This is a genomic window from Pseudonocardia sp. NPDC049635 (assembly GCF_040659795.1).
Classification (GTDB): domain Bacteria; phylum Actinomycetota; class Actinomycetes; order Mycobacteriales; family Pseudonocardiaceae; genus Pseudonocardia.
On the sequence record NZ_JBFAON010000002.1, the window covers coordinates 349553 to 373671 of the forward strand.

Here is a 24119-nt window from a genome sequence, read left to right on the forward strand (position 1 = left end):
CCGGCCGGGGGGACCGGGATCCTGCACGAACGAGAGAGGTTGGCCCGATGGATGACCCGACGGTGCTGGTCAGTACTGTGCGCGGGCCGGTTCCGGTGGACGCCCTCGGGATGACGCTCACCCACGAACACCTGCTCAGCGACTGGTCCGGCCGACGCCGCGCCGAACCGGAGGACCCGGTGGAGCGTGCGGTGTTCCACGCTCCGGTGAGTCCGTCGATCCAGTGGCGGCTGCGCGAGGACCCCCGCTGCTGCCTGGACAACACCCGCCAGGACGACCCGGACGCCACCGTGGCGGAGCTGGCGAACTTCGTCGAGGCAGGCGGCCGCACCGTCGTCGACTGCACCAACGGCGACGTGGGTCGCGACCCGGTCGCGCTGCGCGACATCGCGGAGCGGACCGGCCTCAACGTCGTCATGGGCTCCGGGTGGTACGTGCACATCTTCCATCCGGCCCGCCGCGCCGAGACCACCGTCGACGACCTGGTGGCGGAGATCCTGGCCGAGTTCAGCGACGGGGTCGGTGAGACCGGGATCCGGCCGGGGATCATCGGTGAGATCGGTGTCTCGCCCCAGTTCACCGAGGCCGAGCGGACGCACCTGCGGGCCTCGGCCCGCGCCCAGCGGGAGCTCGGCGTCCCGCTGTTCGTGCACCTGCCGGGTTGGCAGCGGCGCGCGCACGAGGTCCTCGACATCGTGCTCGACGAGGAGGGGGCCCGCCCCGAGTCGGTCGTCCTGTGCCACATGGACCCCTCCGGTGAGGACCCGGACTATCAGCGGGCGGTCGCCGAGCGCGGTGTCTGGCTGGAGTTCGACATGATCGGCATGCCGTTCTTCTACGCGGGCGAGGGGCAGTGCCCGGCACCGGAACAGACGGCATCGGCCGTCGCGGCCCTGATCCGGGCGGGGTACGCGGAGCGGATCCTGCTCAGCCACGACATGGCGTCGAAGGCGATGTGGACCCGCAACGGCGGCAACGGCTACGGCTACGTGCCCCGGTACTTCCTGCCCCGGCTGGAACGACACGGCGTGCCGGGTGAGGTGACCGCGGGCCTGCTCACCGCCAACCCCCGACGCCTGTTCACGGTGGCCCGCAGCAGCGCGCCCGCCGGCCACTGACCATTCCCGGGCGGGAGCCCGTGGACCTACCTGTGACTGGAGAACCATGAGCCAGCTCCTGGGCAACGCCTTCTCGGCCGAGCTCGACTGGAAACCGAAGGCACCGACGTTCCGCACCGGTGCCCGCTGCCTGGGCAGCCTGACCTCGGACACCGCCGTGGACGTCTGGGGGGCCGAGGTCGGGGAGTACCAGGGCGTCACCGCCGACGAGGTCTTCGTGGTGCTGGAGGGCAAGGCGGAGGTCACCTTCCACCGCACCGGGGAGACGATCGTGATCGGCCCGGGCGACGTCGTCCGGCTGTTCGCCGGGGACACGAACACTTGGCGGACCATCGAGACCGTCCGGAAGGTGTCGTTCTACGTCCCGCCGGCCCGGGCCGGATCCTGACCCGTATGCCGCACCTGACGGCGCCCGCACCGGGCGCCGTCGCAGAAGGAAAGAGAGTGCGAGTGCACATCACGAGCGCCGCCGTACCGCTCGACCGGCCGGACCAGTTCTACATCGACGGCCGGTGGGTCGCCCCGGCGTCCACGGACACGATCGAGGTCGTCGACTCCGTCACCGAGCAGGTGTACTACAGCGTCGCCGAGGCGACCGACGCCGACGTCGCCGCCGCGGTGGGTGCGGCGCGAGCCGCGTTCGACGACGGCCCCTGGCCGCGCATGACCCACGAGCAGCGTGCCGGGTACATCCGGGAGATCGGTTCCGCGCTCGAGGACCGGATCGCCGACATCGCCCAGATCTGGCCGCGGGAGTCGGGCATCCTCGCCGGTGCGGTGCCGGCGGCGATGGGCGAGGTCACCGACGCGTACTCCTACTACGCCGGGCTCGCCGCGACCTTCCCCTTCGAGGAGCCCGCCGTCCCGTCCGGCGGCGACGGGTTCGGGATGATCGTGCGGGAGCCGGTCGGCGTGGTGGGTGCGATCGTCCCGTGGAACGTGCCGATGCTGCTGACCGCCTACAAGCTGGCCCCGGCCCTGCTCGCCGGGTGCACCGTGATCCTCAAGGCGTCCCCCGAGGCGCCCGGCTCAGCGCTGGTCATGGCCGAGATCGCCGAGCAGGTCGGGCTGCCCGCGGGTGTGCTGAACGTCCTCACCGCCGACCGGGAGGTCTCCGAGACCCTCGTCCGGGACCCGCGGGTGGACAAGATCGCCTTCACCGGGTCGACCGCGGCGGGGAAGGCCATCGCCGGCATCATGACCGAGCGGGTCGGCCGGTTCACCCTCGAGCTCGGCGGCAAGTCGGCGGCCGTGATCCTCGACGACGCGGACATCGCCGAGGCGGCCCGCGTCCTGGCCGGGGCCGAGTGCTTCCTCACCGGCCAGATCTGCGGCTCGCTGACCCGGATCGTCGTGCCCCGCGATCGGCACGACGAGATGGTGGAGGGTCTCGCCGAGGCGTTCCGGCAGGTGCGGGTCGGGGACCCGTTCGACCCGGCCGTGCAGATGGGCCCGCTGGCCACGGCGCAGCAGCGGGAACGGGTCGAGCGCTACGTCCGCATCGGTCTGCGTGAGGGGGCGACGCTCGCCGCGGGCGGTGGCCGCCCGGCCGGTCTGGACCGCGGATGGTTCGTCGAGCCGACGGTCTTCGGCAACGTGGACAACTCGTGGCGGATCGCGCAGGAGGAGATCTTCGGCCCGGTGCTGACCGTGATCCCCGCGAGGGACGAGCAGGACGCCGTACGGATCGCGAACGACTCGATCTACGGCCTGAACGCCTCGGTGTTCACTCGGGACGTGGACCGGGCACGGGCCGTCGCCCGGCAGCTCCGGTCGGGCACCGTCGGCCACAACGGCAACCGGGCGGACTTCGGTATCGGTTTCGGCGGTGTCAAGCAGTCCGGTTTCGGCCGGGAGGGGGGCGTCGCCGGGTTGTTGCCCTACCTGGAGAACAAGACGGTCGTCCTCGAGTCGAGGCCGGTCGGCGCGTGACGGGCCGGCGGGAGGCCCTCGCCCCCGCACCACCCGGGCGCCCGGAGGCGGTGCTGTGACCTGGTCGTCGAGCACCGCCACGGTGAACGAGAATCGTTTATAGTCAGTTTCCACGTCGAGAGGAGGGCACGTGCCCGACAAAGTGAGCTCCCCCCCGCTGCGCGTCCTGGTGGCAGGCGAGTCCTGGATCAAGCACACGATCCACATGAAGGGCTTCGACCAGTTCCACTCCACCGAGTACGAGGAGGGTGCCGGCGTCTTCCTGGAGCGTGTGCGGGCCGCCGGCCACGAGGTGACCTACGTGCGGGGACACGAGATCTCCGCCTCCTTCCCGCGGACCGCGGAGGCCCTCGACGCGTACGACGTCGTCGTCATCTCCGACATCGGCTCCAACTCGTTCCTGCTGCCGGACGAGACGTTTCTGCGCTCGGAGAAGTCGCCCAACAAGCTCGCGCTGGTCGCCGACTACGTGGGGCGCGGCGGCGGGCTGGTGATGATCGGCGGGTACCTGTCGTTCACCGGCATCGACGGGAAGGCGCGCTACGGGATGAGCCCGCTCGCGGACGTCCTGCCGGTCGACCTGATGCCCACCGACGACCGCGTGGAGATGTCCGACGGGCTGAAGGTCGACGTGTGCGACCCGGCCCATCCGGTACTGGGCGGCACCCCGGCCGAGTGGCCGATGCTGCTGGGCTACAACCGGACCTTCCCGAAGGAGGGCGCCACGGTGGTCGCACAGACCGGCGACGACCCGCTGCTGGTGGTCGGGAGCTACGGCCGGGGCCGCTCGGTGGCGTTCACCTCGGATCTCGCCCCGCACTGGGCCCCGCCGGAGTTCGTGGAGTGGGAGCACTACGCCGCGCTGTGGACCTCGATACTGTCCTGGGCCGCCGGCGGCCGCGAGTCCTGAGCCACCCCTGAGAACCCGAAGGTGACGTGACGTGACGCAGTCCGACCGCAGGCCCAGGCGCAGACGGCCCACGATGAAGGACGTGGCCGAGCACGCCCAGGTCTCGTTGAGCACGGTGAGCTACGTGCTCAACGACTCCGGGCCGGTGGCTCCCGAGCGGCGCAACCGGGTGCTCGACGCCGTCCAGGTGCTCGAGTACTCGCCCAACGAGTCCGCCCGCAGCCTCAAGCGGCGGGGCGCCGCCACCATCGGGATGATCGTGCCCGACCTGACCAACCAGTTCTTCGCCATGGTGACCGAGGGCGTGCAGCGGGCCGCATCCGCCCGCGACGTCCTGGTCGTGCTGGTGGTGCCGGACGCGTCGGAGCTGCCGGAGGAGAAGCAGGCGCAGCTGCTGCGCAGCCAGCGGATCGACGGTGTGATCTACCTGTCCGGGACGGGATCGATGCCCGCGGCGATCTACGAGCTGGCGCGCTCCGGGCCGGTCGTGCTCGTCGACGAGCAGATCCCCGGCCTGGACCTCCCCGCGGTGGTGTGCGAAGCCCGCAGGGGGGCCCGGGAGGTGTCGGCGCACGTGATGGAACAGGGGCACCGGCGGGTCGCCGTGATCGGCGGGCCGCCCAGCCTGTGGACGGCCCAGCAGCGACTGGCCGGGTACCGGGAGGCGTTCGCCGGGGCCGGGATCGATCCGGACTCGGTGCCGGTGCTGCCCGGTGACTACCGGCAGGCGTCCGGGCGCGAGCTCGCCGAGCGGGCGCTGGCCGCCGAACCGCGGCCCACGGCGTTGATCTGCATGAACGACCTGATGGCGATCGGGGCGATGGAGTACTGCCGCGACGCCGGTCTCCGCATCCCGCAGGACGTGAGCGTCGTCGGGTTCGACGACCTGCCGGTCTCCGCACTGCTCACCCCGCGACTGACCACCGTCCGTCAGCCCGCCCACGACATGGGCTTCCGGGCCGCGGCGGCCCTGTTCGACCTGTTGGAGAACGACGAGTCCGGTGCCATCGGCGAGCTTCCCGCCGTCGTCCAGGTGCGGGACTCGGTGGGCCCGCCGAGGTCGGACCGATGACGCCCCGGGTGGTGGTGGTCGGTGCCGTGAACGTCGACCTGGTGGTGCGTGCGGCCCGGTTGCCGGGGCCCGGGGAGACGGTGGTCGGCCCCGGGGTCGAGCGGTACGGCGGCGGGAAGGGGGCCAATGCGGCGGTCGCCGCGGCCCGGGCCGGCGCCGAGGTCCGCTACTGCGGCGCGGTCGGCGCCGACGACACCGGGGGCGGCGCGCTGGCCGAGCTGCGTGCGGAGGGTATCGACGTCTCCGACGTGGCGGTGCTCGACGACGTCGCCACCGGGACGGCGCTGATCGTCGTCGACGACGAGGGGGAGAACCAGATCGCCGTCGGTGCCGGGGCCAACGCGGTCGTGGACGCGGCGACGGTGTGCGCGGCGGTGGAACGCTCGGCCGGGTGGGCCGGTTGCGTGCTCGTCAGTACCGAGATCCCGCCGGCCGCGGTGGCGGCCGCGGTCGGGACGGCGGCCGCGCACGGGTTGGCCTGCGTGCTGAACCCGGCGCCGGTCTCCTCCGGGCTGGTGGACCTGCTCGGCCTCGGCCCGGTCCTGACGCCGAACCGGACCGAGCTGGAGGATCTGCACGCGCTGCTCGGGGCCGAGGCGGGCGACCCGGCGGCGCGGACCGTGCCGGAGATGGCCGCCGCGGTGGCCGCCCGGACCGGTGCCCACGTGGCGGTGACGCTCGGTGGCGACGGCGTTCTGGTCGTCGACCCCGAGCGGGGGGCGGTACCGGTTCCCGCCCCGCCCGCGGACGTCCGGGACACCACGGGCGCGGGTGACACGTTCAACGGGGTGCTCGCGGCCGCGGTGGCCGCCGGTGTCCCGGTACCCGAGGCCGTCGCCCGCGGTGTCGCGGCTGCCTCGCTGTCCGTCGGCACGGTCGGGGCCCGGGCCGGCATGCCGCGGGTCGCGGCGATCGACGCCGCGACCGGGCCCGCTCGATGAGCCGGCCCCCACGACCTGGACGAAGGATGGACACATGACGGCATCGCTACTGCGGGGCTACGACAAGCGGCTGATGCTGTTCTCCGGCCGCGCGAACCCCGCGCTGGCCGGTCGGATCGCCGGCCAGCTGGGGGTCGATCTCGGCCCGATCACGCTGCGGACCTTCTCCAACGACGAGGTGTACTGCCGGTTCGACGAGTCGATCCGCGGTGCGGACGTCTTCCTCGTCCAACCGATGTGCGGCAATCCCGACACCGGGGTGAACGCCAACGACGCGCTGCTGGAACTGCTGGTCATGGTGGACGCGGCGGTCGGGGCGAGCGCACATCGGGTGATCGCGGTGACGCCCTGGTACGGCTACTCGCGGCAGGACAAGAAGTCCGCGCCGCGCGAGCCGATCTCGGCGCGGATGGTCGCCCGCACCCTCGAGGCGGCCGGCGTCGACCGGGTGCTCACCATGGATCTGCACGCGGGTCAGCTGCAGGGGTTCTTCGGGATCCCGGTGGACCACATGACAGCGCTGATGATGCTGGCGGACCACTTCGCGGGGCTCGACGACGATCTGGTGGTCGTGGCGCCCGACGCGGGACGGGTGAAGCTCAACAAGCAGTTCGCGACCCGGATGGGCGCCGGTCTGGCCATCCTGGACAAGGAGCGTCCCGCGCAGCAGGTCGCCGAGATCAACCAGGTGATCGGCGATGTCCGGGGCAAGACCGCGATCATCGTCGACGACATCATCGACACCGCCGGCACGCTGCGCGCCGCGGGGGAGGCGGTCGCGCGGGCCGGTGCGCGGCGGGTGTTCGCCGCGGCCACCCATCCCGTGTTCAGCGGGCGGGCCTTCGAGAACCTGGCGGCGTCTCCGTTCGAGCGGATCGTCGTCACCGACACCATCCCGCTGCGACCGGGCGCGCCGTCGTCGATCGACGTCGTGTCCTGCGCACCGCTGCTCGCGGACTCCATACGGAGGATCTTCACCGACGACTCGGTGAGCGAGGTCTTCGGCGGGAAGAACCATCTTTTCTAGATGAGATAGAAACGTTTACATACCCGGCCGTCGAGGAGAGACGACATGGCACTGAAATTCTGGGTGACGACCCCCTTCTTCTACGCGGACATGGACCGTCCGTGGGGCGAGCTCCTGCAGGACATGCTCACGATCGTCGACACCGCCGAGCGGCTCGGTTTCGAGGGCGTCGCGATCAACGAGAACGTCTTCCAGAACTACGTGGCGAACCCCAGCGCACTGGCCTTCGCCGCGCTCGCGGCCGCCCGCACCACGCGGTTGCGGATCCTGCCCGGCGTGGTGGTGCTCCCCAGCTACAACCCGCTGCTGATCGCGTCGGAGATGGCGATGCTGGACCACCTGGCACCGGGCCGGGTGGGCATCGGCGTGGCCCGGGGCGGCGGCCGCTACCAGCTGGACCGGATCGGGGTGGACCCCGCACAGGGGCGCGAGATCTACGAGGAGGCGCTGGAGATCATCCGGCGGGTGTGGGTCGAGGACGACGTGACCTACGACGGTCGCTTCTTCTCCTTCCCGCGCACGACGATCGTGCCCAAGCCCGCCTCGCAGCCCGGTCCGGACCTGTGGGTCGGTTCGCAGAGCGTCGACGGTGTCCGGAAGGTGGCCGAGCAGGGCCTCAACCTGCTCACGGCGCCGAACTGGGGCAACTTCGAGCCGCACGGGGACCTCGAGGCGCTGCTCGAGGCGTTCAACACCGCGGCCGCCGCGAGCGGTTCACCGCGCGGTGAGGTCATGGTCTACCGGCACACCTGGCTGGGGCGGACCGAGGCCGACGCGCTCGAGTTCTTCGACGACATGGTCAGCGAGTACAACCACTACCTCGCGCTCACCCAGACCGGCAGTCGGGGCACCCGCGAGGACCGGCTCAAGGCACGCGACGCGGGCGAGAAGGTGGAGTTCGTGGAGGCGGGCCGGATCGTGCCCGCGACCGAGTCGCCGTCCTCGGACAACCTCTGGGAGAAGTACTCCGACCCGGTCCTCTCCACGGCGGACAAGATGATCGAGCGGTTCAAGCACATGGAGGCGTTGGGCGTCGACCACCTCGCCTGCCTGATCGCCTGGGGGCAGCCGATCGAGGCCGTCGTCGCCCAGATGGAGCTGATGGCCGAGCAGGTCCTGCCCGCCTTCGTCGAGGGGGAGCGGGCGTGATCTACGAGGTTCGCGAGTACGTGGCCGCACCGGGCCGGCTCGGTGCGGTGCTCGACCTGTTCACCTCCGCCACCGTGCCGATGCTCGACAAGCACGGCATGGAGCTGGTCAGCGCCGGCCGTACCATGATCGGCGAGCACTCCTTCGGCGAGCTCGTCTACACCCTGAGGTTCGACGACCTGGCCGAGCTCGACCGGAAGTGGAACGCGATGCTGGGCGATCCGGAGTGGGTCGCGGCGCTGACCGCCGCCGAGGCCGACGGGCCGCTGTTCGCCTCGATGCGGCGGCGGGTCCTCGACGCCGGCCCGGCCACCCCCGGGCAGTGACCGACCGCTCGTGACCGACCGCTGCCCGCGCTGCACCCTGCGAGGAGAACGATGACCCGCCTGCACGTCTTCGACATGGACGGCACGCTGTTGCGCGGCGCCGCCACCGTGGAGCTGTCGCGCCACCTGGGCGCGTTCGAGATCGCAGACGCCGTCGAACGCTCGTGGAACGCGGGCGGACTGACCGACCTGCAGTTCTGGGAGTCGGTGCTGCCCCTCTGGGAGGACGCCTCCGAGGCCGAGATCGACGCGGCCTTCGAGGCCGCCGCCTGGATCGAGGGTGTGCCGGAGGTGTTCGCGGACATCCGGGCCCGCGGCGAGCACGTCGCGGTGATCTCCCAGTCGCCGCACTTCTTCGTGCGCAGGCTGGAGGGCTGGGGGGCGCACCGGACGTTCGGCTCGGACGTGGTGCCCGGCCGCGCGCCGCGGACGGACTCGCTGCTCACCCTGCAGCACAAGGTCGACATCACCCTGAGCCTGCTCGCCGATCTCGGGCTGGGTGAGGACGACTGCACGGCCTACGGCGACTCCCGCTCGGACATGCTGTTGTTCGAGCGGCTGACCCACACCGTCGGGGTCAATCCGACCGAACTGCTGCGCGACCGCTGCGCCGTCGTCTACGAGGGCTCCGACCTGCGCGCGGCCTACGCGCTCGGCCGGGAGCTGGTCCCCTCGTGACGCGGTGGGGCGCCGCGCCCCCCGCGGGTCAGGCGCACCTGCCCAGGTCGGGATCACCGGAACCGGCGCTCTTCTCGAACGAGATGTGCACGTGGTCGACATGGTTCGCGGTGTCGTCGCCGCGATCCTCCATCTCGGTCCAGCCCGAGCCGTGGTTCATCCGCTGATCCCAGATCACGTACTTCACGCCCAGCTCGTCGGCGTTGGCCAGCGCGCACTCGGCGATCCGGTCACCGGTCTCACCCCGCACCATCAGGTCCAGGGCGTGCCCGGTCGGGTGGTCGGAGGCGTTGGCCCGCTGGGCGACGCCGATCAGGTCCGGCCGGCCGTAGGCGCAGCCCAGGAACTCGGCGGCGTCGGCGACCCAGCTCTGCACGGCGCCCAGGCCGCTGGTGTCGATGTCGCAGGACGCGGTGTCCGGCCCGCCCCGGCCCGCGCCCTCACCGGGCTGCGGTCGGTCGTCGCGACCCGCGACGGTGCGGGCCCGTGCGGCGGCCCGCTCGGCGATCCGCTCGGCCTCCGCGCCGGCGGCGCGACCTGCGTCGGCGGTGGCGTCGAGCAGGCCGGCGGAGCGGACCAGGTCCGAACCGAGCACCGGCGCGCTGCGCGGTGCCTCGGCGGCGGCCGCGGCCTCGGCGAAGGCCGCGGCATGATCGGGTTCACCGGTTCCGTCGGTGCTGCCGGTCGTCTCGGACGCCAGGCGCAGGTCCGCCTCGACCGGGCCGAGCTCCAGCCCGGCGACGGGGGTGACGACGGCGAGGGCTCCGCTCGCGACGGCGGCCGCGGTGGCGACGTGACGAAACCCGGAGAGGGTCTCGTCCGCCCGCCGATGGCGGTGTCGGGGCACGACAGTTCTCCTCCGGCACGCGGGCCGGGCGGGCTGCGGGGGAGCGTGGGATCGGGGGAATCCCTGCCCGTCGGGGGAACCGGACCGCGAGTTCCGTCCCGGACGTTAGCGAAGACCGCCGCGCCGGCCGGGTGTCCGGCACCGGCGGGAGACGACCGCGCGGCCCGATGCGGCGAGTGGTCGCAACCTTTCGGCCCGTCCGGACGTCTGGGATTCGTTCTCCGGGTTATGCCGACCGGACGTTCGGTGCGAGGCTCGGTGCGGTCGCACGACGAGGTGCGGCCGGAGGGGAGGGCCCGATGACATCGACCGACCCGGTGGGCGCCGGGAGCGTCGCCGACACGACCGGTTCGGCGCCGCGCCAGGTACGCCGCGTCGCCACCACGAGCGCGATCGGCACGACGATCGAGTGGTACGACTTCTTCATCTACGCCACGGCCGCCGCCCTGGTGTTCAACAGCCAGTTCTTCTCGACGCTGTCGCCCGCCTCCGGCACCCTGGCCGCGTTCGCGACGCTCGGGGTCGGCCTGATCGCCCGCCCGCTCGGCGGGATCGTCTGGGGGCACTTCGGCGACCGGATCGGCCGCAAGAAGATGCTGGTGGCGTCGCTGCTGCTGATGGGTTTCGCCACGGTCGGCGTCGGCCTGCTGCCGACGTATGCGCAGATCGGCGTCGCCGCCCCGATCCTGCTCGTCGTGCTGCGGCTGCTGCAGGGGCTCTCCGCGGGCGGTGAGTGGGGCGGAGCCGCGCTGATGTCAGTCGAGCACGCGCCGCCCGGAAAGCGCGGCCGGTACGGTTCGTTCCCGCAGATCGGCGTCCCGGCCGGGCTGATCCTCGCCCAGCTAGTGTTCCTCGTCGTGTCGAACCTGACCAGCCCGGAGCAGTTCGCGGCCTGGGGCTGGCGGATCCCGTTCCTGTTGTCGATCCTGCTGGTGGTGGTGGGCCTGGTGATCCGACTGCGGGTCGAGGAGAGCCCGGTGTTCGCGATGCTGCGGGAGAACCGGTCGCGCAGCCGGGCCCCGATCCTCGAGGTCTTCCGGAACCGGCCGCGGGAGCTGGTGCTGGCCTCGGGCAGCTTCATCGCGAACAACGCGATCGGCTACATCTTCCTGGCCTACCTGCTCGCCTACGGCACCCAGGTGCTGGCGGTCGAACGCAACACGATGATCCTGGTGGTGATCATCGGGTCGCTGAGCTGGCTGGTGAGCATCGTCGCCGGCGCGGTCTGGTCCGACCGGGCCGGCCGGCGCGCGGTCTACCTGGTCGGTTCGGTGCTGCTGGTCCTCTGGCCGGTGCCGTTCTTCCTGCTGCTGGACACGGCCGCGTTCGGCGCGATGGTCGCCGCGGTCGTGGTGCTGACGATCGGGCTGGGGCTGTCGTACGGCCCGCAGTCCGCGCTGTTCGCCGAGATGTTCGAGGCCCGCTACCGCTACAGCGGCGCATCGTTCTCCTACGCCGTGGGCGCGGTGCTGGGCGGCGGGTTCGCCCCGCTGATCGCGACCGCGCTGCAACAGGCCTACGGGACGTCGATGTCGGTCGCGGCCTACATGGTGCTGGTCGCGCTGGTCTCGCTGACCGCGGTGCTGCTGATCCGGGAGACGCACCGGCCGGGGTCCCCGGCCCGGTTGTCCTGACCCGGCGTCGCCTGCCCGGTCAGGGGGAGCGGTGCCTGCCGTTCGCCGCCGCGGACGCGCTGCCGAGGTCGCGGGCCCGGCGGCGCCCCGCGACGGTCCCGGCGGGGGGTGTCTCGAGTGCCGGTGCCCCGTTCATCGAGCGGGCCTGCTCGGCGAGGTCACGGGTCACGCACGGCCAGGCCGCGCTGATCCCGGTGGCATCCCGGCACTCGCGGCAGCAGCCCCGGGAGTCGGGTGTGTGCTCCCGTAGGGTCCGCTCCAGCAGATCGGGCATCTCGGACAGGATGTTCGCGAGCGCCAAGACTCACCTCCAGGTCGATTGCGAGGGAGAGTAGTAGTGCGGATCACCCGTGCGGACCAGGGGATCCGACGGCGTCCGGCGGCCCTGCGACTGCCCCGAACGCTCCACTTCGGACGGAGTGTTTGCGCTGTTCGGAGGCAAGGACGACGAACGACCCGGTCCCGTGCGGTGATCTCCGGGAGAGCGCCACGACCGCGCCGGGACGCACGCCGGGCCGGGGACCGCTCGCCGACCCGCTGCCTCGATCGGCAACCGGTCCGCACGTCACGGCGACACGCACCGTGGCTGCGCCCGGCGTGAGATGCGCACCACCCGATCAGTGGTCCGGGACCTCGCGGGCGATCTCGTCCAGCCAGAGCGCGGCCGACATGTCCGACGGTGCGCGCCAGTCACCGCGCGGGGACAGCGCCCCACCGGCGGAGACCTTCGGACCGTTGGGCAGCGCGGACCGCTTGAACTGGGAGAAGGAGAAGAAGCGCTGGGCGAAGACCTGCAGCCAGCGGCGGATCTCGGCGGGCGAGTAGGCCGGGCGCTCGTCGTCGGGGAAGCCGGGCGGCCACTGCCCGGTGCTCGCGTCGGACCACGCGTGCCCGGCCAGGAACGCGATCCGGGACGGCCGGAACCCGTGCCGCAGCGTGTACCAGAGGGTGAAGTCCTGCAGTGCGTACGGGCCGACCGTCGCCTCGCTGGACTGCACCTCGCGGCCGTCGTCGGCGGGCACCAGCTCCGGGGTGATCTCGGTGTCGAGCACCGACCGGAGCACCTCGCCGACGCGCTCGTCGAACTGCGCCGAGGAGACGACCCAGCGGATCAGGTGCTGCATCAGCGTCTTCGGCACGCCGCCGTTGACGTTGTAGTGCGACATCTGGTCGCCGACACCGTAGGTGGACCAGCCCAGGGCCAGCTCGGACAGGTCACCGGTGCCGAGCACGATCCCGCCGCGCTGGTTGGCCAGCCGGAACAGGTAGTCGGTGCGCAGGCCGGCCTGGACGTTCTCGAACGTCACGTCGTAGACCGGCTCGCCGCGACCGTAGGGGTGCCCGATCTCGGTCAGCATGGTCCGGGCGGTCGGGGTGATGTCGATCGTGGAGAAGGTGACGCCGAGCGCCTCGGACAGCGCGACCGCGTTGTTGCGGGTGTGGTCGGAGGTGGCGAAGCCGGGCATCGTGAACGCCAGGATGTCGGTGCGCGGGCGGTCCATCCGGTCCATCGCCCGGGCCGCGACGATCAGGGCGTGCGTGGAGTCCAGCCCGCCGGACACCCCGATGACCACCTTCGGTTGTCCGATGGCGCGCAGCCGCTGCTCCAGCCCGGCGACCTGGATCGAGTACGCCTCGTAGCAGTCCTGCTCCAGGCGCTGCGGGTCGGCGGGCACGAACGGGAAGCGCTCCACGGTGCGCCGCAGGCCGATGTCGTGACCGGGCGGATCGAGCCGGAACGGCACCGTGCGGTAGGCCCCGGTGCGGGCGGCGTGCGTGCGCCGGTTGTCGTCGAAGGTGCCCTGCCTGCGCCGCTCGGCGACGATCAGGTCCAGGTCGATGTCGGCCACCGAGTGCTGCGCACCCTGCGGGAACCGGGCGGACTCGGCGAGCAGCGCGCCGTTCTCGTAGATCATGGTCTGGCCGTCCCAGGCGACGTCGGTGGTCGACTCGCCCTCGCCCGCGGCGGCGTAGACGTACCCGGCCGTGCACCGCGCCGAGGCGGACCGGCACAGCATCCGGCGCTCCTCGGCGCGGCCGACGGTGATCGGCGACCCGGACAGGTTCGCCAGCACCGTCGCCCCGGCCAGCGCGGCCTCGGCCGACGGTGGGATCGGCACCCAGAAGTCCTCGCAGATCTCGACGTGCAGCACGAAACCGGGCAGGTCCTGGGCGGCGAAGAGCAGGTCGGTGCCGAACGGGTGGTCGTCACCGCCGAGCCGGACGGTGGCGCCGCGCACGTCGTCGCCCGCGGCGGTCTGGCGCCGCTCGTAGAACTCGCGGTAGGTCGGCAGGTACGACTTGGGTGCGACACCGAGGATCCGGCCGCGGTGGATGACCACCGCGGTGTTGTAGAGCCGGTGCCGGTACCGCAGCGGCGCCCCGACGACGAGCACCGGCAGCAGGTCGGCGGTGGCCGCGGCGAGCGCGACCAGCTCCCGCTCGACCGCCTCCAGCAGGGTGTCCTGCAGCAGGACGTCCTCGATCGAGTAGCCGGACAGCGTCAGCTCGGGGAACACGACCAGCCCGACGCCGTCGTCGTGACAGGAACGGGCCACGTCCAGCACCGCGGCGGCGTTCGCGGCCGGCTGCGCGAGCGTGGTGTGCAGCGTCGCCGCGGCGGCCCGCAGGAAGTGCTGGCGGTACACGGAGCGAAAGTCCACATCGGCATTCTGCCCGCGTACGGAATCCGCGGCTCCGGCGCCCGTCAGCGGCGCAGCAGTCGCAGCACCGCCGGGGGGCGCCCGCCGAACCCCTCCGCCTCCAGCGCGACGAACAAGATCCGCGGCAGGTCGCGGACGGCGGGGAACAGGATGTAGCGCGGGTGCCAGGCGGGCCGGAACTTGGCGTTGAAGCGGTACAGCGAGTCGATCTGCCACCAGCGTGACGCGAGCCGCAGCAGCCGGGCCCATCCACGGGCCACCGGCCCGGCACCGATCCGCTCCCCGCGTTCGAGCGCGGAGCGGAACACCGCGAAGTTCAGCGACACCCGCCGGACGCCGAGCCCAGGGGCCGCCGCCATCAGCTCGGCGATCATCAGTTCGTTGATCCCGTTGTCGGCGCCGGCGTCGCGCAGCATGAGGTCCAGCGACAGTCCGTCCGGGCCCCAGGGGACCAGCTGCAGCATCCCGCTCGGTTCGTCGCCGCGGAACACGGTGACGATCACCGCGTCCGGGTCGGCGGGATCGGCCACCCGCGAGGACGCCATCGAGAAACCGCGCTCGTGCTGGTCACCCCGCCAGCGCAGCGCGCGCCGGGCGATCCGGGTGCGTTCGTCGTCGTCGTGGTCGCGCAGCCGCCGCACCACCGCGGTGTGCCCGAGCCGCTGCATCCGCTTGACGGTCTGCCGCACGCCACGCATCGGCCGTCCGTCCAGGGTGAAGGTGGTCGCGTCGAGCACCGCCTCGTCGCCGAGTTCCAGTGCGTCCAGTCCGGCCTTCGCCCAGGCGATCGCGCCGCGCTCGGAGCAGCCGAGCACGGCGGGCGACCAGCCGTACCGGGTGCACTCGCGCAGGAACGCCTCGATCGCGCCGGGCCAGGCACCGATGTCGCCGACCGGGTCGCCGGACGCCAGCGCCACCCCGGCCAGCACCCGGTAGGACACGGCGGACTTGCCGCCGTGCGCGAAGACCGCGGCCTTGTCGCGGCGCAGCGCGAAGTAGGCCAGGGAGTCGCCGTCGCACCGGCGCAGCAGCACGCGCAGCCGCTGCTCGTCCTCGGGGAGCAGTGAGGGGCGCGGCTCGGGTGACCGCAGCAGGTGGTACCCGGCGGTGAGCACGGCGACCACGCCGAAGGTCAGCCCGGCCGCGGTCGTCAGGTCGTCGAGCCACCGCGCGTGCGGGGCGAACGACACCGGGCCGGTGACGCCGATCAGCGACAGCCCGGCGTGCGCTGCCTGTGCGGCGATCGACGCCTCACCGGTGAGCCGCCGTGGATTGATCGCGAGCAGCACCCAGACGATCAGGAAGCCGGCCAGTCCGAAGTGGACGAGGCTGCGCAGCGCGCGGCCGAGCCCGCCCGGGTCCTGACGCGCCACGAAGTACCGGCGGGTGGCCAGCAGCGCCAGCAGCAGCGCGCCGACCAGGATCACCGGCGCGAGTCCGCGCCGCTGGTCCACGACGTGCAGCACGTTGACCACGAGCAGCACGGCGGTCGTCCCGGCCGCCACCCACCAGGCCCGCTGCTTGCGTCGTCGCAACCCGGTGGCGAGCAGGAGCAGTCCGACCCCGGCGACCGCCGTCACGACCAGCCCGGCCAGGCCCACGCCCGGGGGGAGACCGAGCGAGCTGCGCAGCTCGCTGCCCAGCAGCCGGCGCGGCGCGGGCAGCACCGCGGTGGCCACGGTGAGCAGGCCGACGATCCGGGCCGCCCACACCACGGCGCGGACCACGGCTGCCTCGGAGAGCCGTCGTCGCCGCGCCTCCGGGTCCGGGTGCGGGCTCTCGGCGCGGACGGGGCCGTGCTGCTGGTCCCCGCCGGGGTCGGCCGCCACGCGCTCCTCCTCGTCGATCCCGCCTGTCGATCCCGCCCGTCGATCCCGCCCGCCGATCCCGCCCGTCGAGCCGCCCTGTGATCAGCCCGTCGATCCGGGTGCTCCGGGTCCGGGGAGCCCGGCGGCGGAGGGAGGTAGGGCCGGACGCTAGCGCTGTCGGTCGGCCCGGTGTACGCCACCCGGCCGTCGCCGGGCGGGACGGCCTCACCGTCACCCGCCGGCCGGGGCGCGGCCGCCTGCCGGCCGGGTTCACCGTCAGCCGCCGGACGGCTCAGCGCCACCTGCCGGCCGGGCTCACCACCGCCACCGGCCGGGGGCACCGTCGCCGGCCGACCAGGGGCCGGTGAGCCGGACGAACCGGACGGGCCGGACGCGGCGGCCCGTCGGGCCGTCCGGCCGTGCAGCGGTGAGGGGCTCCCAAAAATCTCGTACGGAGTCGCCCGCAGCGGTAACCGCACCGACCCTGGGTTGTCGCGCAAGGGTTCCCATTGCTCCGACGGAATGACGGTGGCCACTCGTCCGACGGACGACGTCCGGTTCGACGCATGGAGCGGCCCCGGACCGTCGACCCCTGGAGTGTCCGGATGTGCACTGCATCGATCGACTCACGGAGGCGAACAGGATGATCACGAAGGACATGACCCGGGACCTGATCGGGCGCCAGGCGGTCGACTCGCACGGCGAGAAGGTCGGCAAGATCGGCCAGGTCTACCTGGACGAGCGGGACGGAACGCCGACCTGGGCGACGGTGAACACCGGTCTGTTCGGCACCAAGGAGAGCTTCGTCCCGCTGCAGAACGCGGACCTGAAGGACTCCGCTGTGGAACTGCCGGTGGAGAAGCAGCAGGTGAAGGACTGCCCGCACGTCGGCCGGTCCGACGAGCGGCTCACCGGCTCCGAGGAGGACGAGCTGTACCGCCACTACGGCGTCGCCGCGACGGGTGCCGCCGGCCGGCCCGGGGAGGGCAGGCACGCCACGACCGGCACCGCCGAGGCCGGTCGCGAGCGTCCGGCCGGGGCCCCCGGCGACGACGCGATGGTCCGGCACGAGGAGCGGCTGCGCGTCGGCACCGAGTCCGAGGAGGCCGGGCGGGTGGCGCTGCGCAAGTACGTCGTCACCGAGGACCAGACGGTGACCGTGCCGGTCAGCCACGAGGAGGTCCGGCTGGAGCGGGAACCGATCACCGACGACGGCACCGCAGCGGCCCGTCCCGGTGCGATCGGCGAGGAGGAGCAGGAGGTCACCCTGCACCGCGAGCGCCCGGTGGTGGACAAGACCACCGAGGCGGTGGAGAAGGTCCGGCTCGGCACCCGCACCGTGACCGACGAGGAGACGGTGTCGGACACGGTCCGCAAGGAGCAGATCGACGTCGACGACCCGTCGAACTCCCTCGAGCGCTGAGGCCGGACACGCCGCCCGCGCGCGGACACCGCGGCCACGGCCGCGGAGTCCCCGCACGGGCGGCGTCCGCCGTTCGGGGCGGGTTCCGGTCGCTCCGGTCAGGCCCGGCCGATGAACCCGTGGGTGGCGAGCCAGTCCCGGGCGACGTCCTGCGGTGACTCGAATCCGGCCGAGACCTGGCTGTTCAGTTCCAGGATGGTCGGGTAGTCGAGGGCCGCGGAGAGCGGGTCGAGCACCCGGGCCACCTCCGGTGCGCGGTCGTAGACCTCCCGGCGCAGGGTCGGGACCGCGGTGTAGGTCACGTGGTAGTCGCGATCGTCCTCGAGCACCTTCAGGCCGAAGTGGAGGATCCGCCCGTCGGTGCTGTAGACCTCGCCGAACAGGCAGACCTGGTCCGCGGTGGACTGGTAGATCAGGTCCTCGCCGATCACCTGTACCCGGTCCGCCGGGATCTCGGCCTCGTAGAGGCGCTGCAGGCCGCGCAGGCCGTCCTCGCGCGAGTGGTACTCGGGCTCGACGCAGATCGTCCCGGGCTGGTCGGAGCGCAGGTAGGCGAGCATGTCGCTGATCGTGTCGAGCTGCAGGGCGGTGGCGGGCCCGCCGGCCACGGCGAAGGCGTAGGTGTTGTTGAAGCCGGCCGGCCGGAGCCAGACGATGTCGTTGTCGGCCAGATCGCGCTGGCGCACCTGGGCGAGGACGTCGGCGTCCGGGATCCGCTCCCGTTCGCGCATGAACGACGCCCATGCGGTGCCGGTGTACTCCCAGTACATCGAGATGTCGCCGTCCAGCAGGGCCTGGCGGGTCTCGTCGGTGCTGCCGAGGTTGCACCGGTCGGTGACCGAAGCGCCCGCCGCCTCCAGCGCGGCGACGGTGATCTGACAGAGGACGAGCTGCTCGTCGAAATCCTTCGAGCCGACGACGTAGGTCTGGCCGGAGAGATCGGCGGCGGCCGCCAGTGAGCCGGCGGCCGTCGGCGGCCCGCAGGCGGCGGTGACGATCAGGGTGGCGAGCAGCAGCGCCAGCCCGGTGGAGCGTCGGAGAACGGTTGTGGGAGCGATCACGAAAGACTTCCCGGGGAGCGAAGGTCGATCACGGAGCGTATAGATGACCATGAAGTTCGCTCCTGCGCAACGGGGGGTCTCGAAGTCAGTGACGTCTTAAGTTGCCTGATATAGGGATATTCATCACGCTGGGTAGCGGATCGTGTACAGAAGTGCGGGCGGGTCGAAAGCCACTGAAGATGACGCACCGTGATCGGCGGCCGCGGTGCGGCACCGGACGCCCGCCGGTGACGTGGGCGGGTCGTCCCGGTCGGGGGCCGTGCGACTCGGGCCGGGCACCGGGAATCGTGCAGGCCACAACGGCGGAGCCGGCCCGGATCCGATCGGTGTGCAGGGGGTTCGGATCTCGCGCGGCGGGTAGGGCATGCCCGACCACCACGACGAACTACCCGGCCGTGGCACGGGCCGGCCCGGAGGTGCACCGATGAGGAAGCGGACCGAGGAGTTCACCGAGGACGATCTCGACCGCCGCCCCCCGAAGGACACGGCCGGTGGGCCGACCGCCGTCGCGGTGTCCATGAAGCGCTCGCTGGAGCACATGGGCCCGGTCCGGACGGCGCGGACCCTGCTCGACCTGAACCAGGCCGACGGGTTCGACTGCATGAGCTGCGCCTGGCCGGACCCGGACCCGGGGGACCGGGCCACCGCGGAGTTCTGCGAGAACGGCGCGAAGGCCGTCGCGGAGGAGGCCACGAAGGCCCGGGCGACCCCGGAGTTCTTCGCCCGGCACAGCGTCGCCGAGCTCGACGCCCACTCCGAGTGGTGGCTCGGGCAGCAGGGCCGGATCACGCATCCGATGGTGCGCCGCCCCGACGCCACCCACTACGAACCGATCGAGTGGGACGAGGCGTTCCGGCTGATCGCGAGCGAGCTCGACGGCCTGGACTCGCCCGACGACGCGACGTTCTACACCTCGGGCCGGGCCTCGAACGAGGCCGCGTTCGCCTACCAGCTCTTCGCGCGGGCGTTCGGGACGAACAACCTGCCGGACTGCTCGAACATGTGCCACGAGTCGACGTCGATCGCGTTGCAGGAGTCGATCGGGATCGGCAAGGCGAGCGTCACGCTGCCCGACCTGGTCGGCGCCGAGCTGATCGTGATCGCCGGTCAGAACCCCGGCACGAACCATCCGCGGATGCTCACCCAGCTCGAGCACGCGAAGCAGAACGGCGCCACGATCCTCACGATCAACCCGCTGCGCGAGGCGGGCCTGAACCGTTTCAAGAACCCGCAGACGCCGCGGGGCGTCGTCGGGAACGGCACCCAGCTCTCCGACATGCACCTGCCGATCCGGGTCAACGGCGACATCGCCCTGTTCCAGGCGATCGGCTCGCTGCTCGTCGAGTGGGACGCCCTGGACCACCCCTTCCTGGAGCGGTACACGCACGGGTTCGCGCAGTGGCGCGATCACGTCGCGAACGTCGACTGGGACGTCGTCACCGACGCCACCGGGCTCACCCGCCGGCAGATCACCGATGCCGCGGCGCTGCTGCGGGACTCCCGCAGGACCGTCTTCTGCTGGGCGATGGGGCTGACCCAGCACCGCAACGGCGTCGCCACGATCAAGGAGCTCGTCAATCTGGCGCTGGCCCAGGGCAACATCGGCAAGCCCGGCGCGGGACTGTTCCCGGTCCGCGGCCACTCCAACGTGCAGGGCGACCGCACGATGGGCATCTGGGAACGCGTCCCGCAGAGCTTCCTGGACTCGCTGGAACGCGAGTTCGGGTTCGACCCTCCCCGCGAGCACGGCTTCGACACCGTCGACAGCATCCGCGCGATGCGTGACGGGAAGGTGCGGGTGTTCATCGGTCTCGGCGGGAACTTCGTGCAGGCCGCGCCGGACACCGACGTCACCGCCGCCGCGCTGCGCAACACGCTGCTCAGCGTGCAGATCTCGACCAAGCTCAACCGCTCGCACCTGGTCGGCGGGCGGACCGCGCTGATCCTGCCGACCCTCGGACGCACCGAACGGGACATGCAGGAGTCCGGGCTGCAATACGTCACCGTCGAGGACTCCACCTGCTCGGTGCACGGTTCCCGCGGGCCGCTCAAGCCCGCGAGCCCGCACCTGCGCTCCGAGGTCGCGATCATCACCGGGATCGCCGAGGCCACCCTCGGCGACCGCTACGGCATCGACTGGGCCGGGATGCGGGCGGACTACCGGCGCATCCGGGACCACATCTCCCGGGTCGTCCCCGGGTGCGAGAGCTACGAGGTCAACGCCCGGCGTCCGGGCGGCTTCATCCTGCCGCACCCGCCGCGCGACTCCCGCACCTTCGACACACCGTCCGGGCGCGGCGAGTTCGAGGTGTCCCCGATCGACGTGGTGCAGGTCCCCGAGGGGCACCTGCTGCTGCAGACGCTGCGCAGCCACGACCAGTTCAACACCACCATCTACGGCTACTCCGACCGCTACCGCGGCATCGAGGGCGCCCGGGACGTGGTGTTCGCCCACCGCGAGGACATCGCCGCGCTCGGCTTCGCCGAGGGTGATCGGATCGACCTGGTCACCCGCTGGGAGGGCGACGAGCACGTCCGCTGCGCCCAGGGCTTCCGGCTGGTCGCCTACGACGTGCCGCGGGGTACCGCGGCCGCGTACTACCCCGAGACGAACCCGCTGGTCCCGCTGGACGCGACCGCACGGGGGAGCAACCAGCCGGCGTCGAAGTCGGTGGTGGTCCGGCTGACCGTCGCCGGCGAGGTCGACTGCGACCCCTCGGGCGCCCAGGGGGCCGTCGGCGGGGACTGGCTGCACAAGTCCCATCCCGAGGTGGCGCACCTCTCCTGACCGGCGTTCTCGCCGGCTCGCCGACGGGGCGTGCACCCGGGGTCAGGGAGCGGTGGGGAGGCGGGCGCCGTAGCGGCGGGCGAGTGTGTGGAAGGCGGCCTTCGGTTCCCAGTGGCCGTCGTCGGTGTCGAGTCCGGACTCCAGCGACGGGGGCGGACGATGCCGAAGCTCGCCATGTCCAGGTCCCGGGTGGGATCCGGAGACCACCGGCAGTCGCCCTCGACGAACATGCACAGGAAGGCGCCCGCCACGTCCTCGGTCTCGAACACGTCGAGCTGGTACTCGATGTGGTCGGCCTGGACCTGCTCGTCGCGCGTGTGCGAGCCGGTGACGCGGCGATCGTCGAGGTTCCGCCAGTCCATGATCTCGGATCCCGATCCGCCCTTGTCCTGGGCGCCCTGGTAGCTGCAGCACCCGAACTCGGTGACGAGCACCGGTTTACCGTGCGACGCCGCCCGGCGCAGGCCCTGCCGGTAGTCCGACCGGGTCAGCTCGTCGGTGTAGTGGTTCACCCCGACGACGTCGAACGGGCGCCAGTCGACGGGTTCCCAGGTGCCGGCGCCGTAGCTCAGCGGGCCGCGGAAGCGTTCCCGGGCGACCGCGACCATCCGGCGCAGCACCCGGTTGATCCGCAGGCCCAGGTAGGGCGGGACGATCGCGCCGACCACGGTCAGCCCCAGCATCCGCGCGCGCGGGCCGCCCGGCAGCACCCCGCGGTGCAGGACGCTGATCTCGCACCCGACGTTCAGCCCGACCCGGTCGGGGTGCTCGCGGCGCAGGCGCTCGGCGAGGTCGGCGACCTCGCCGAGGTTGTCCAGCACCCGGGGCAGCGGATCGTCGAGCCGGCGGGGCTGCAGCCAGACGTACAGGCCCAGTTCCAGGGCCGTGCGCGCGGCCTCCTCCAGCCGTCGTGGCGACTCCCCGAACAGGCAGACCGCCGTGCAGTGCAGCTCCTCGCGGATGACCCGGAGCTCCTTGCGCACCACGTCCGGGCGCCAGCGGGCGCGGGAATGCTGACCGGGCAGGTAGCTCGACCCGACGTCGTAGAGGATCCCCTTCTGGTCCAGCCCGGTGCGCGGCCGCGACGGCGCCGCGTCGGGGTCCGCCACGGCCGCGGGGGCCCGGCCGCGAAGGACGGCGGCGGTCGACAGGACGCCGACCGCGGCGCCGATGCTCAGCAGCAGGTTCCAGGCCGTGGGCGCCCGGGTGAAGGCGAGACCGGCGGCGCCGAGGAAGACCGTGCTCACGGTCATGGCGACGCGCAGGCCCAGCACCCCCCACAGGTCTGCGGTGGACCGGCGCAGGTAGCCGAGGAGGACACCGGTGAGGAAGGCGCCGGTCAGTGCGCCCGCGGAACGGGACACCAGTCCGGTGCACGCGGCGAACAGCGCTGCCTGCACCGCGATCACCGTCATCGGGGCCAGCCGCCGGCCCAGCAGGTGCTGGACGTACCCGCGGAAGACGAGCTCCTCGGGCACGGCGGTGGCGAGAACGAGCAACGGTGCGACGGTCAGCACCGCCCACACCGCGGAGCCGAGCGCGGTGTCGTCGAGCGTGGCGGATCCGGTCAGCAGGGCGGCGGCCGTGCCCAGCGCGACCACCCCGATCCAGGTCAGCGCCGGTGCCGCGACGGTGAGCCGTGACCGCGGCCCGGGGCCGCTCATCGCCCCCCGGCCGAGGAACGCGAGCCCCGCCCGGACCGTGATCGCGGCGACCACGGCACCGCCCACGGCCCGTACCGCCAGCCCGGGCGGACCGTCCTCGCCACCGGGCAGGTGACCGGCGAGGACGGCGGCCCCGGCGGCGATCGCGGTGAACGCGGCGAGCACCCCGACCGTGCGGCTCCACAGTCGTAGGTGATCACGATCCGGCCCTGTCATACACGCCCCCCAATACTCCGTACACTGTTCGAGCAGGCCTAGGGTAAACACTGTTCGGAGATCAGCGGAAGGATGGCCTCGTGGGAGCGGACGAGGACGCCGGCGTGGTGCTGGACCTGCTGTGGAACGGGCTCGGTCGCCCGCAGCGCGGCCCCCGGCGCCAGCTGACCGTCGAGCAGCTGGTCGACGCCGCCATGCAGGTCGCCGAGCAGGACGGCGTACGTGCGCTGTCGATGCGGCGGGTCGCTGCCCGGCTCGGCGTCGGCGCCGCGACCCTGTACACCTACGTCCCGAACCGGGCGGCGCTGCTGGCGCTGATGGCCGACACCAGCATCGGCCGGGTCCCGCTGCCGCACACCCGCCCCGGGGGATGGCGGGAGCGGACCGAGGCATGGGCGGTCGAGGAGATGGCCGGGTTCCGCGAGCACCCGTGGCTGGTCGAGATCGACGACAGCCGGTTCGTCGGACCGCACGCCTTCGCCTGGACCGACTCGGCGATCCGGGTCTTCGACGGCACCGGGCTGGACCACGCCGCGGCGCTGACCGTGGTGCAGGCGGTGAGCGGGCACGTCCGGGGGCACGTCCCGCTGGTGATCGCCGAGGACCGCGCCCGCGAGTGGACCGATCCCGACGGCCGGAGCTGGCGCTCGGCCCAGGAGGCGTTCCTGGCCACCCGCGGCCCGGAGCCGGGGCGCTTCCCGGCGATCGAGGCCATGGCCGGCCCGCCGACGGCCGTCGCCGCGTTCGAGGCGGGCCTGGCCTGGTTGCTGGACGGGGTGGAGCTACGGATCTCCGGTGCGCGGCCTCCCCGGGCGGGCACGGCGTGATCCGCGGGCCCGCCCGGGCCGACCGCGGGCCCGTG

General features: G+C 72.5%; 19 protein-coding genes and 1 pseudogene. 14 read left to right on the forward strand and 6 right to left on the reverse strand.

The genetic code is table 11. The annotated features are described in order from the left end of the window. Positions 1-47 precede the first annotated feature (47 nt). The 10 genes from AB0J24_RS04345 (at position 48) to AB0J24_RS04390 (ending at position 9153) form a co-directional block, all read left to right on the forward strand. Positions 48-1118, forward strand: a complete 1071-nt coding sequence (locus tag AB0J24_RS04345) for a phosphotriesterase-related protein (RefSeq protein WP_358675206.1) — start codon at positions 48-50, stop codon at positions 1116-1118. A gap of 46 nt (positions 1119-1164) precedes the next feature. Beyond that, positions 1165-1506 (forward strand): cupin domain-containing protein, encoded by a 342-nt coding sequence (locus tag AB0J24_RS04350; protein WP_358675209.1) that lies wholly within the window; start codon positions 1165-1167, stop codon positions 1504-1506. A 62-nt stretch (positions 1507-1568) separates the two neighbouring features. Further along, complete coding sequence (locus AB0J24_RS04355; RefSeq protein ID WP_358675212.1) at positions 1569-3050, forward strand: aldehyde dehydrogenase; 1482 nt, start codon at positions 1569-1571, stop codon at positions 3048-3050. Positions 3051-3180: 130 nt separating this feature from the next. Further along, positions 3181-3960 carry a glutamine amidotransferase gene (locus AB0J24_RS04360; RefSeq protein WP_358675214.1) on the forward strand — a complete coding sequence of 260 codons (780 nt, stop codon included), beginning with the start codon at positions 3181-3183 and terminating at the stop codon, positions 3958-3960. Between the two features lie 31 nt (positions 3961-3991). Continuing rightward, positions 3992-5032: a LacI family DNA-binding transcriptional regulator gene (locus AB0J24_RS04365; protein ID WP_358675216.1), complete on the forward strand. Its 1041-nt coding sequence runs from the start codon at positions 3992-3994 to the stop codon at positions 5030-5032. Beyond that, positions 5029-5973 carry a PfkB family carbohydrate kinase gene (locus tag AB0J24_RS04370; RefSeq protein WP_358675219.1) on the forward strand — a complete coding sequence of 315 codons (945 nt, stop codon included), beginning with the start codon at positions 5029-5031 and terminating at the stop codon, positions 5971-5973. Before AB0J24_RS04365 ends, AB0J24_RS04370 begins: the two co-directional genes overlap by 4 nt. A gap of 34 nt (positions 5974-6007) precedes the next feature. After that, entirely contained in the window at positions 6008-7000 is a 993-nt protein-coding gene (locus tag AB0J24_RS04375) for a ribose-phosphate pyrophosphokinase (protein WP_358675222.1), read from the forward strand. A 45-nt stretch (positions 7001-7045) separates the two neighbouring features. After that, positions 7046-8149, forward strand: a complete 1104-nt coding sequence (locus tag AB0J24_RS04380) for an LLM class flavin-dependent oxidoreductase (RefSeq protein ID WP_358675225.1) — start codon at positions 7046-7048, stop codon at positions 8147-8149. Next, positions 8146-8475, forward strand: coding sequence for an NIPSNAP family protein (locus AB0J24_RS04385; RefSeq protein ID WP_358675228.1), 330 nt, complete (start codon positions 8146-8148; stop codon positions 8473-8475). Before AB0J24_RS04380 ends, AB0J24_RS04385 begins: the two co-directional genes overlap by 4 nt. Positions 8476-8526: 51 nt before the next feature. After that, entirely contained in the window at positions 8527-9153 is a 627-nt protein-coding gene (locus tag AB0J24_RS04390; protein WP_358675231.1) for an HAD-IB family phosphatase, read from the forward strand. 28 nt (positions 9154-9181) lie between these two features. Here AB0J24_RS04390 and AB0J24_RS04395 read toward each other — a convergent pair whose 3' ends face one another. Next, positions 9182-10000, reverse strand: a complete 819-nt coding sequence (locus AB0J24_RS04395; protein WP_358675233.1) for a hypothetical protein — start codon at positions 9998-10000, stop codon at positions 9182-9184. A 299-nt stretch (positions 10001-10299) separates the two neighbouring features. Here AB0J24_RS04395 and AB0J24_RS04400 point away from each other — a divergent pair, with 299 nt between their 5' ends. Next, positions 10300-11634 (forward strand): MFS transporter, encoded by a 1335-nt coding sequence (locus AB0J24_RS04400; protein WP_358675236.1) that lies wholly within the window; start codon positions 10300-10302, stop codon positions 11632-11634. A 19-nt stretch (positions 11635-11653) separates the two neighbouring features. On the opposite strand, the gene AB0J24_RS04405 is transcribed toward AB0J24_RS04400, so the two are convergent. The 3 genes from AB0J24_RS04405 to AB0J24_RS04415 all read right to left on the reverse strand — a co-directional run bounded on the left by AB0J24_RS04405 (position 11654) and on the right by AB0J24_RS04415 (position 16126). Then, the gene (locus tag AB0J24_RS04405) at positions 11654-11935 is read right to left on the reverse strand and encodes a hypothetical protein (RefSeq protein ID WP_358675238.1); all 282 of its coding nucleotides are present in this window, start codon (positions 11933-11935) and stop codon (positions 11654-11656) included. Positions 11936-12251: 316 nt separating this feature from the next. Continuing rightward, positions 12252-14297, reverse strand: a complete 2046-nt coding sequence (locus tag AB0J24_RS04410) for an NAD(+) synthase (RefSeq protein ID WP_358675241.1) — start codon at positions 14295-14297, stop codon at positions 12252-12254. Between the two features lie 44 nt (positions 14298-14341). Beyond that, the gene (locus tag AB0J24_RS04415) at positions 14342-16126 is read right to left on the reverse strand and encodes a phosphatidylglycerol lysyltransferase domain-containing protein (RefSeq protein WP_358675244.1); all 1785 of its coding nucleotides are present in this window, start codon (positions 16124-16126) and stop codon (positions 14342-14344) included. 622 nt (positions 16127-16748) lie between these two features. Between AB0J24_RS04415 and AB0J24_RS04420 the strand changes: the two genes are divergently transcribed. Beyond that, complete coding sequence (locus tag AB0J24_RS04420; RefSeq protein WP_358675247.1) at positions 16749-17528, forward strand: PRC and DUF2382 domain-containing protein; 780 nt, start codon at positions 16749-16751, stop codon at positions 17526-17528. A gap of 98 nt (positions 17529-17626) precedes the next feature. Here AB0J24_RS04420 and AB0J24_RS04425 read toward each other — a convergent pair whose 3' ends face one another. Beyond that, positions 17627-18589 carry a glycine betaine ABC transporter substrate-binding protein gene (locus tag AB0J24_RS04425; protein ID WP_358675250.1) on the reverse strand — a complete coding sequence of 321 codons (963 nt, stop codon included), beginning with the start codon at positions 18587-18589 and terminating at the stop codon, positions 17627-17629. Positions 18590-19013: 424 nt separating this feature from the next. Between AB0J24_RS04425 and AB0J24_RS04430 the strand changes: the two genes are divergently transcribed. Then, positions 19014-21377, forward strand: coding sequence for an FdhF/YdeP family oxidoreductase (locus tag AB0J24_RS04430; RefSeq protein ID WP_358675253.1), 2364 nt, complete (start codon positions 19014-19016; stop codon positions 21375-21377). Between the two features lie 1262 nt (positions 21378-22639). Here AB0J24_RS04430 and AB0J24_RS04435 read toward each other — a convergent pair. After that, positions 22640-23257, reverse strand: a pseudogene (locus AB0J24_RS04435) (CPBP family intramembrane glutamic endopeptidase); the annotation flags it as partial. Between the two features lie 80 nt (positions 23258-23337). Between AB0J24_RS04435 and AB0J24_RS04440 the strand changes: the two are divergent. Continuing rightward, entirely contained in the window at positions 23338-24084 is a 747-nt protein-coding gene (locus AB0J24_RS04440) for a TetR/AcrR family transcriptional regulator (protein WP_358675256.1), read from the forward strand. Positions 24085-24119 lie beyond the last annotated feature (35 nt).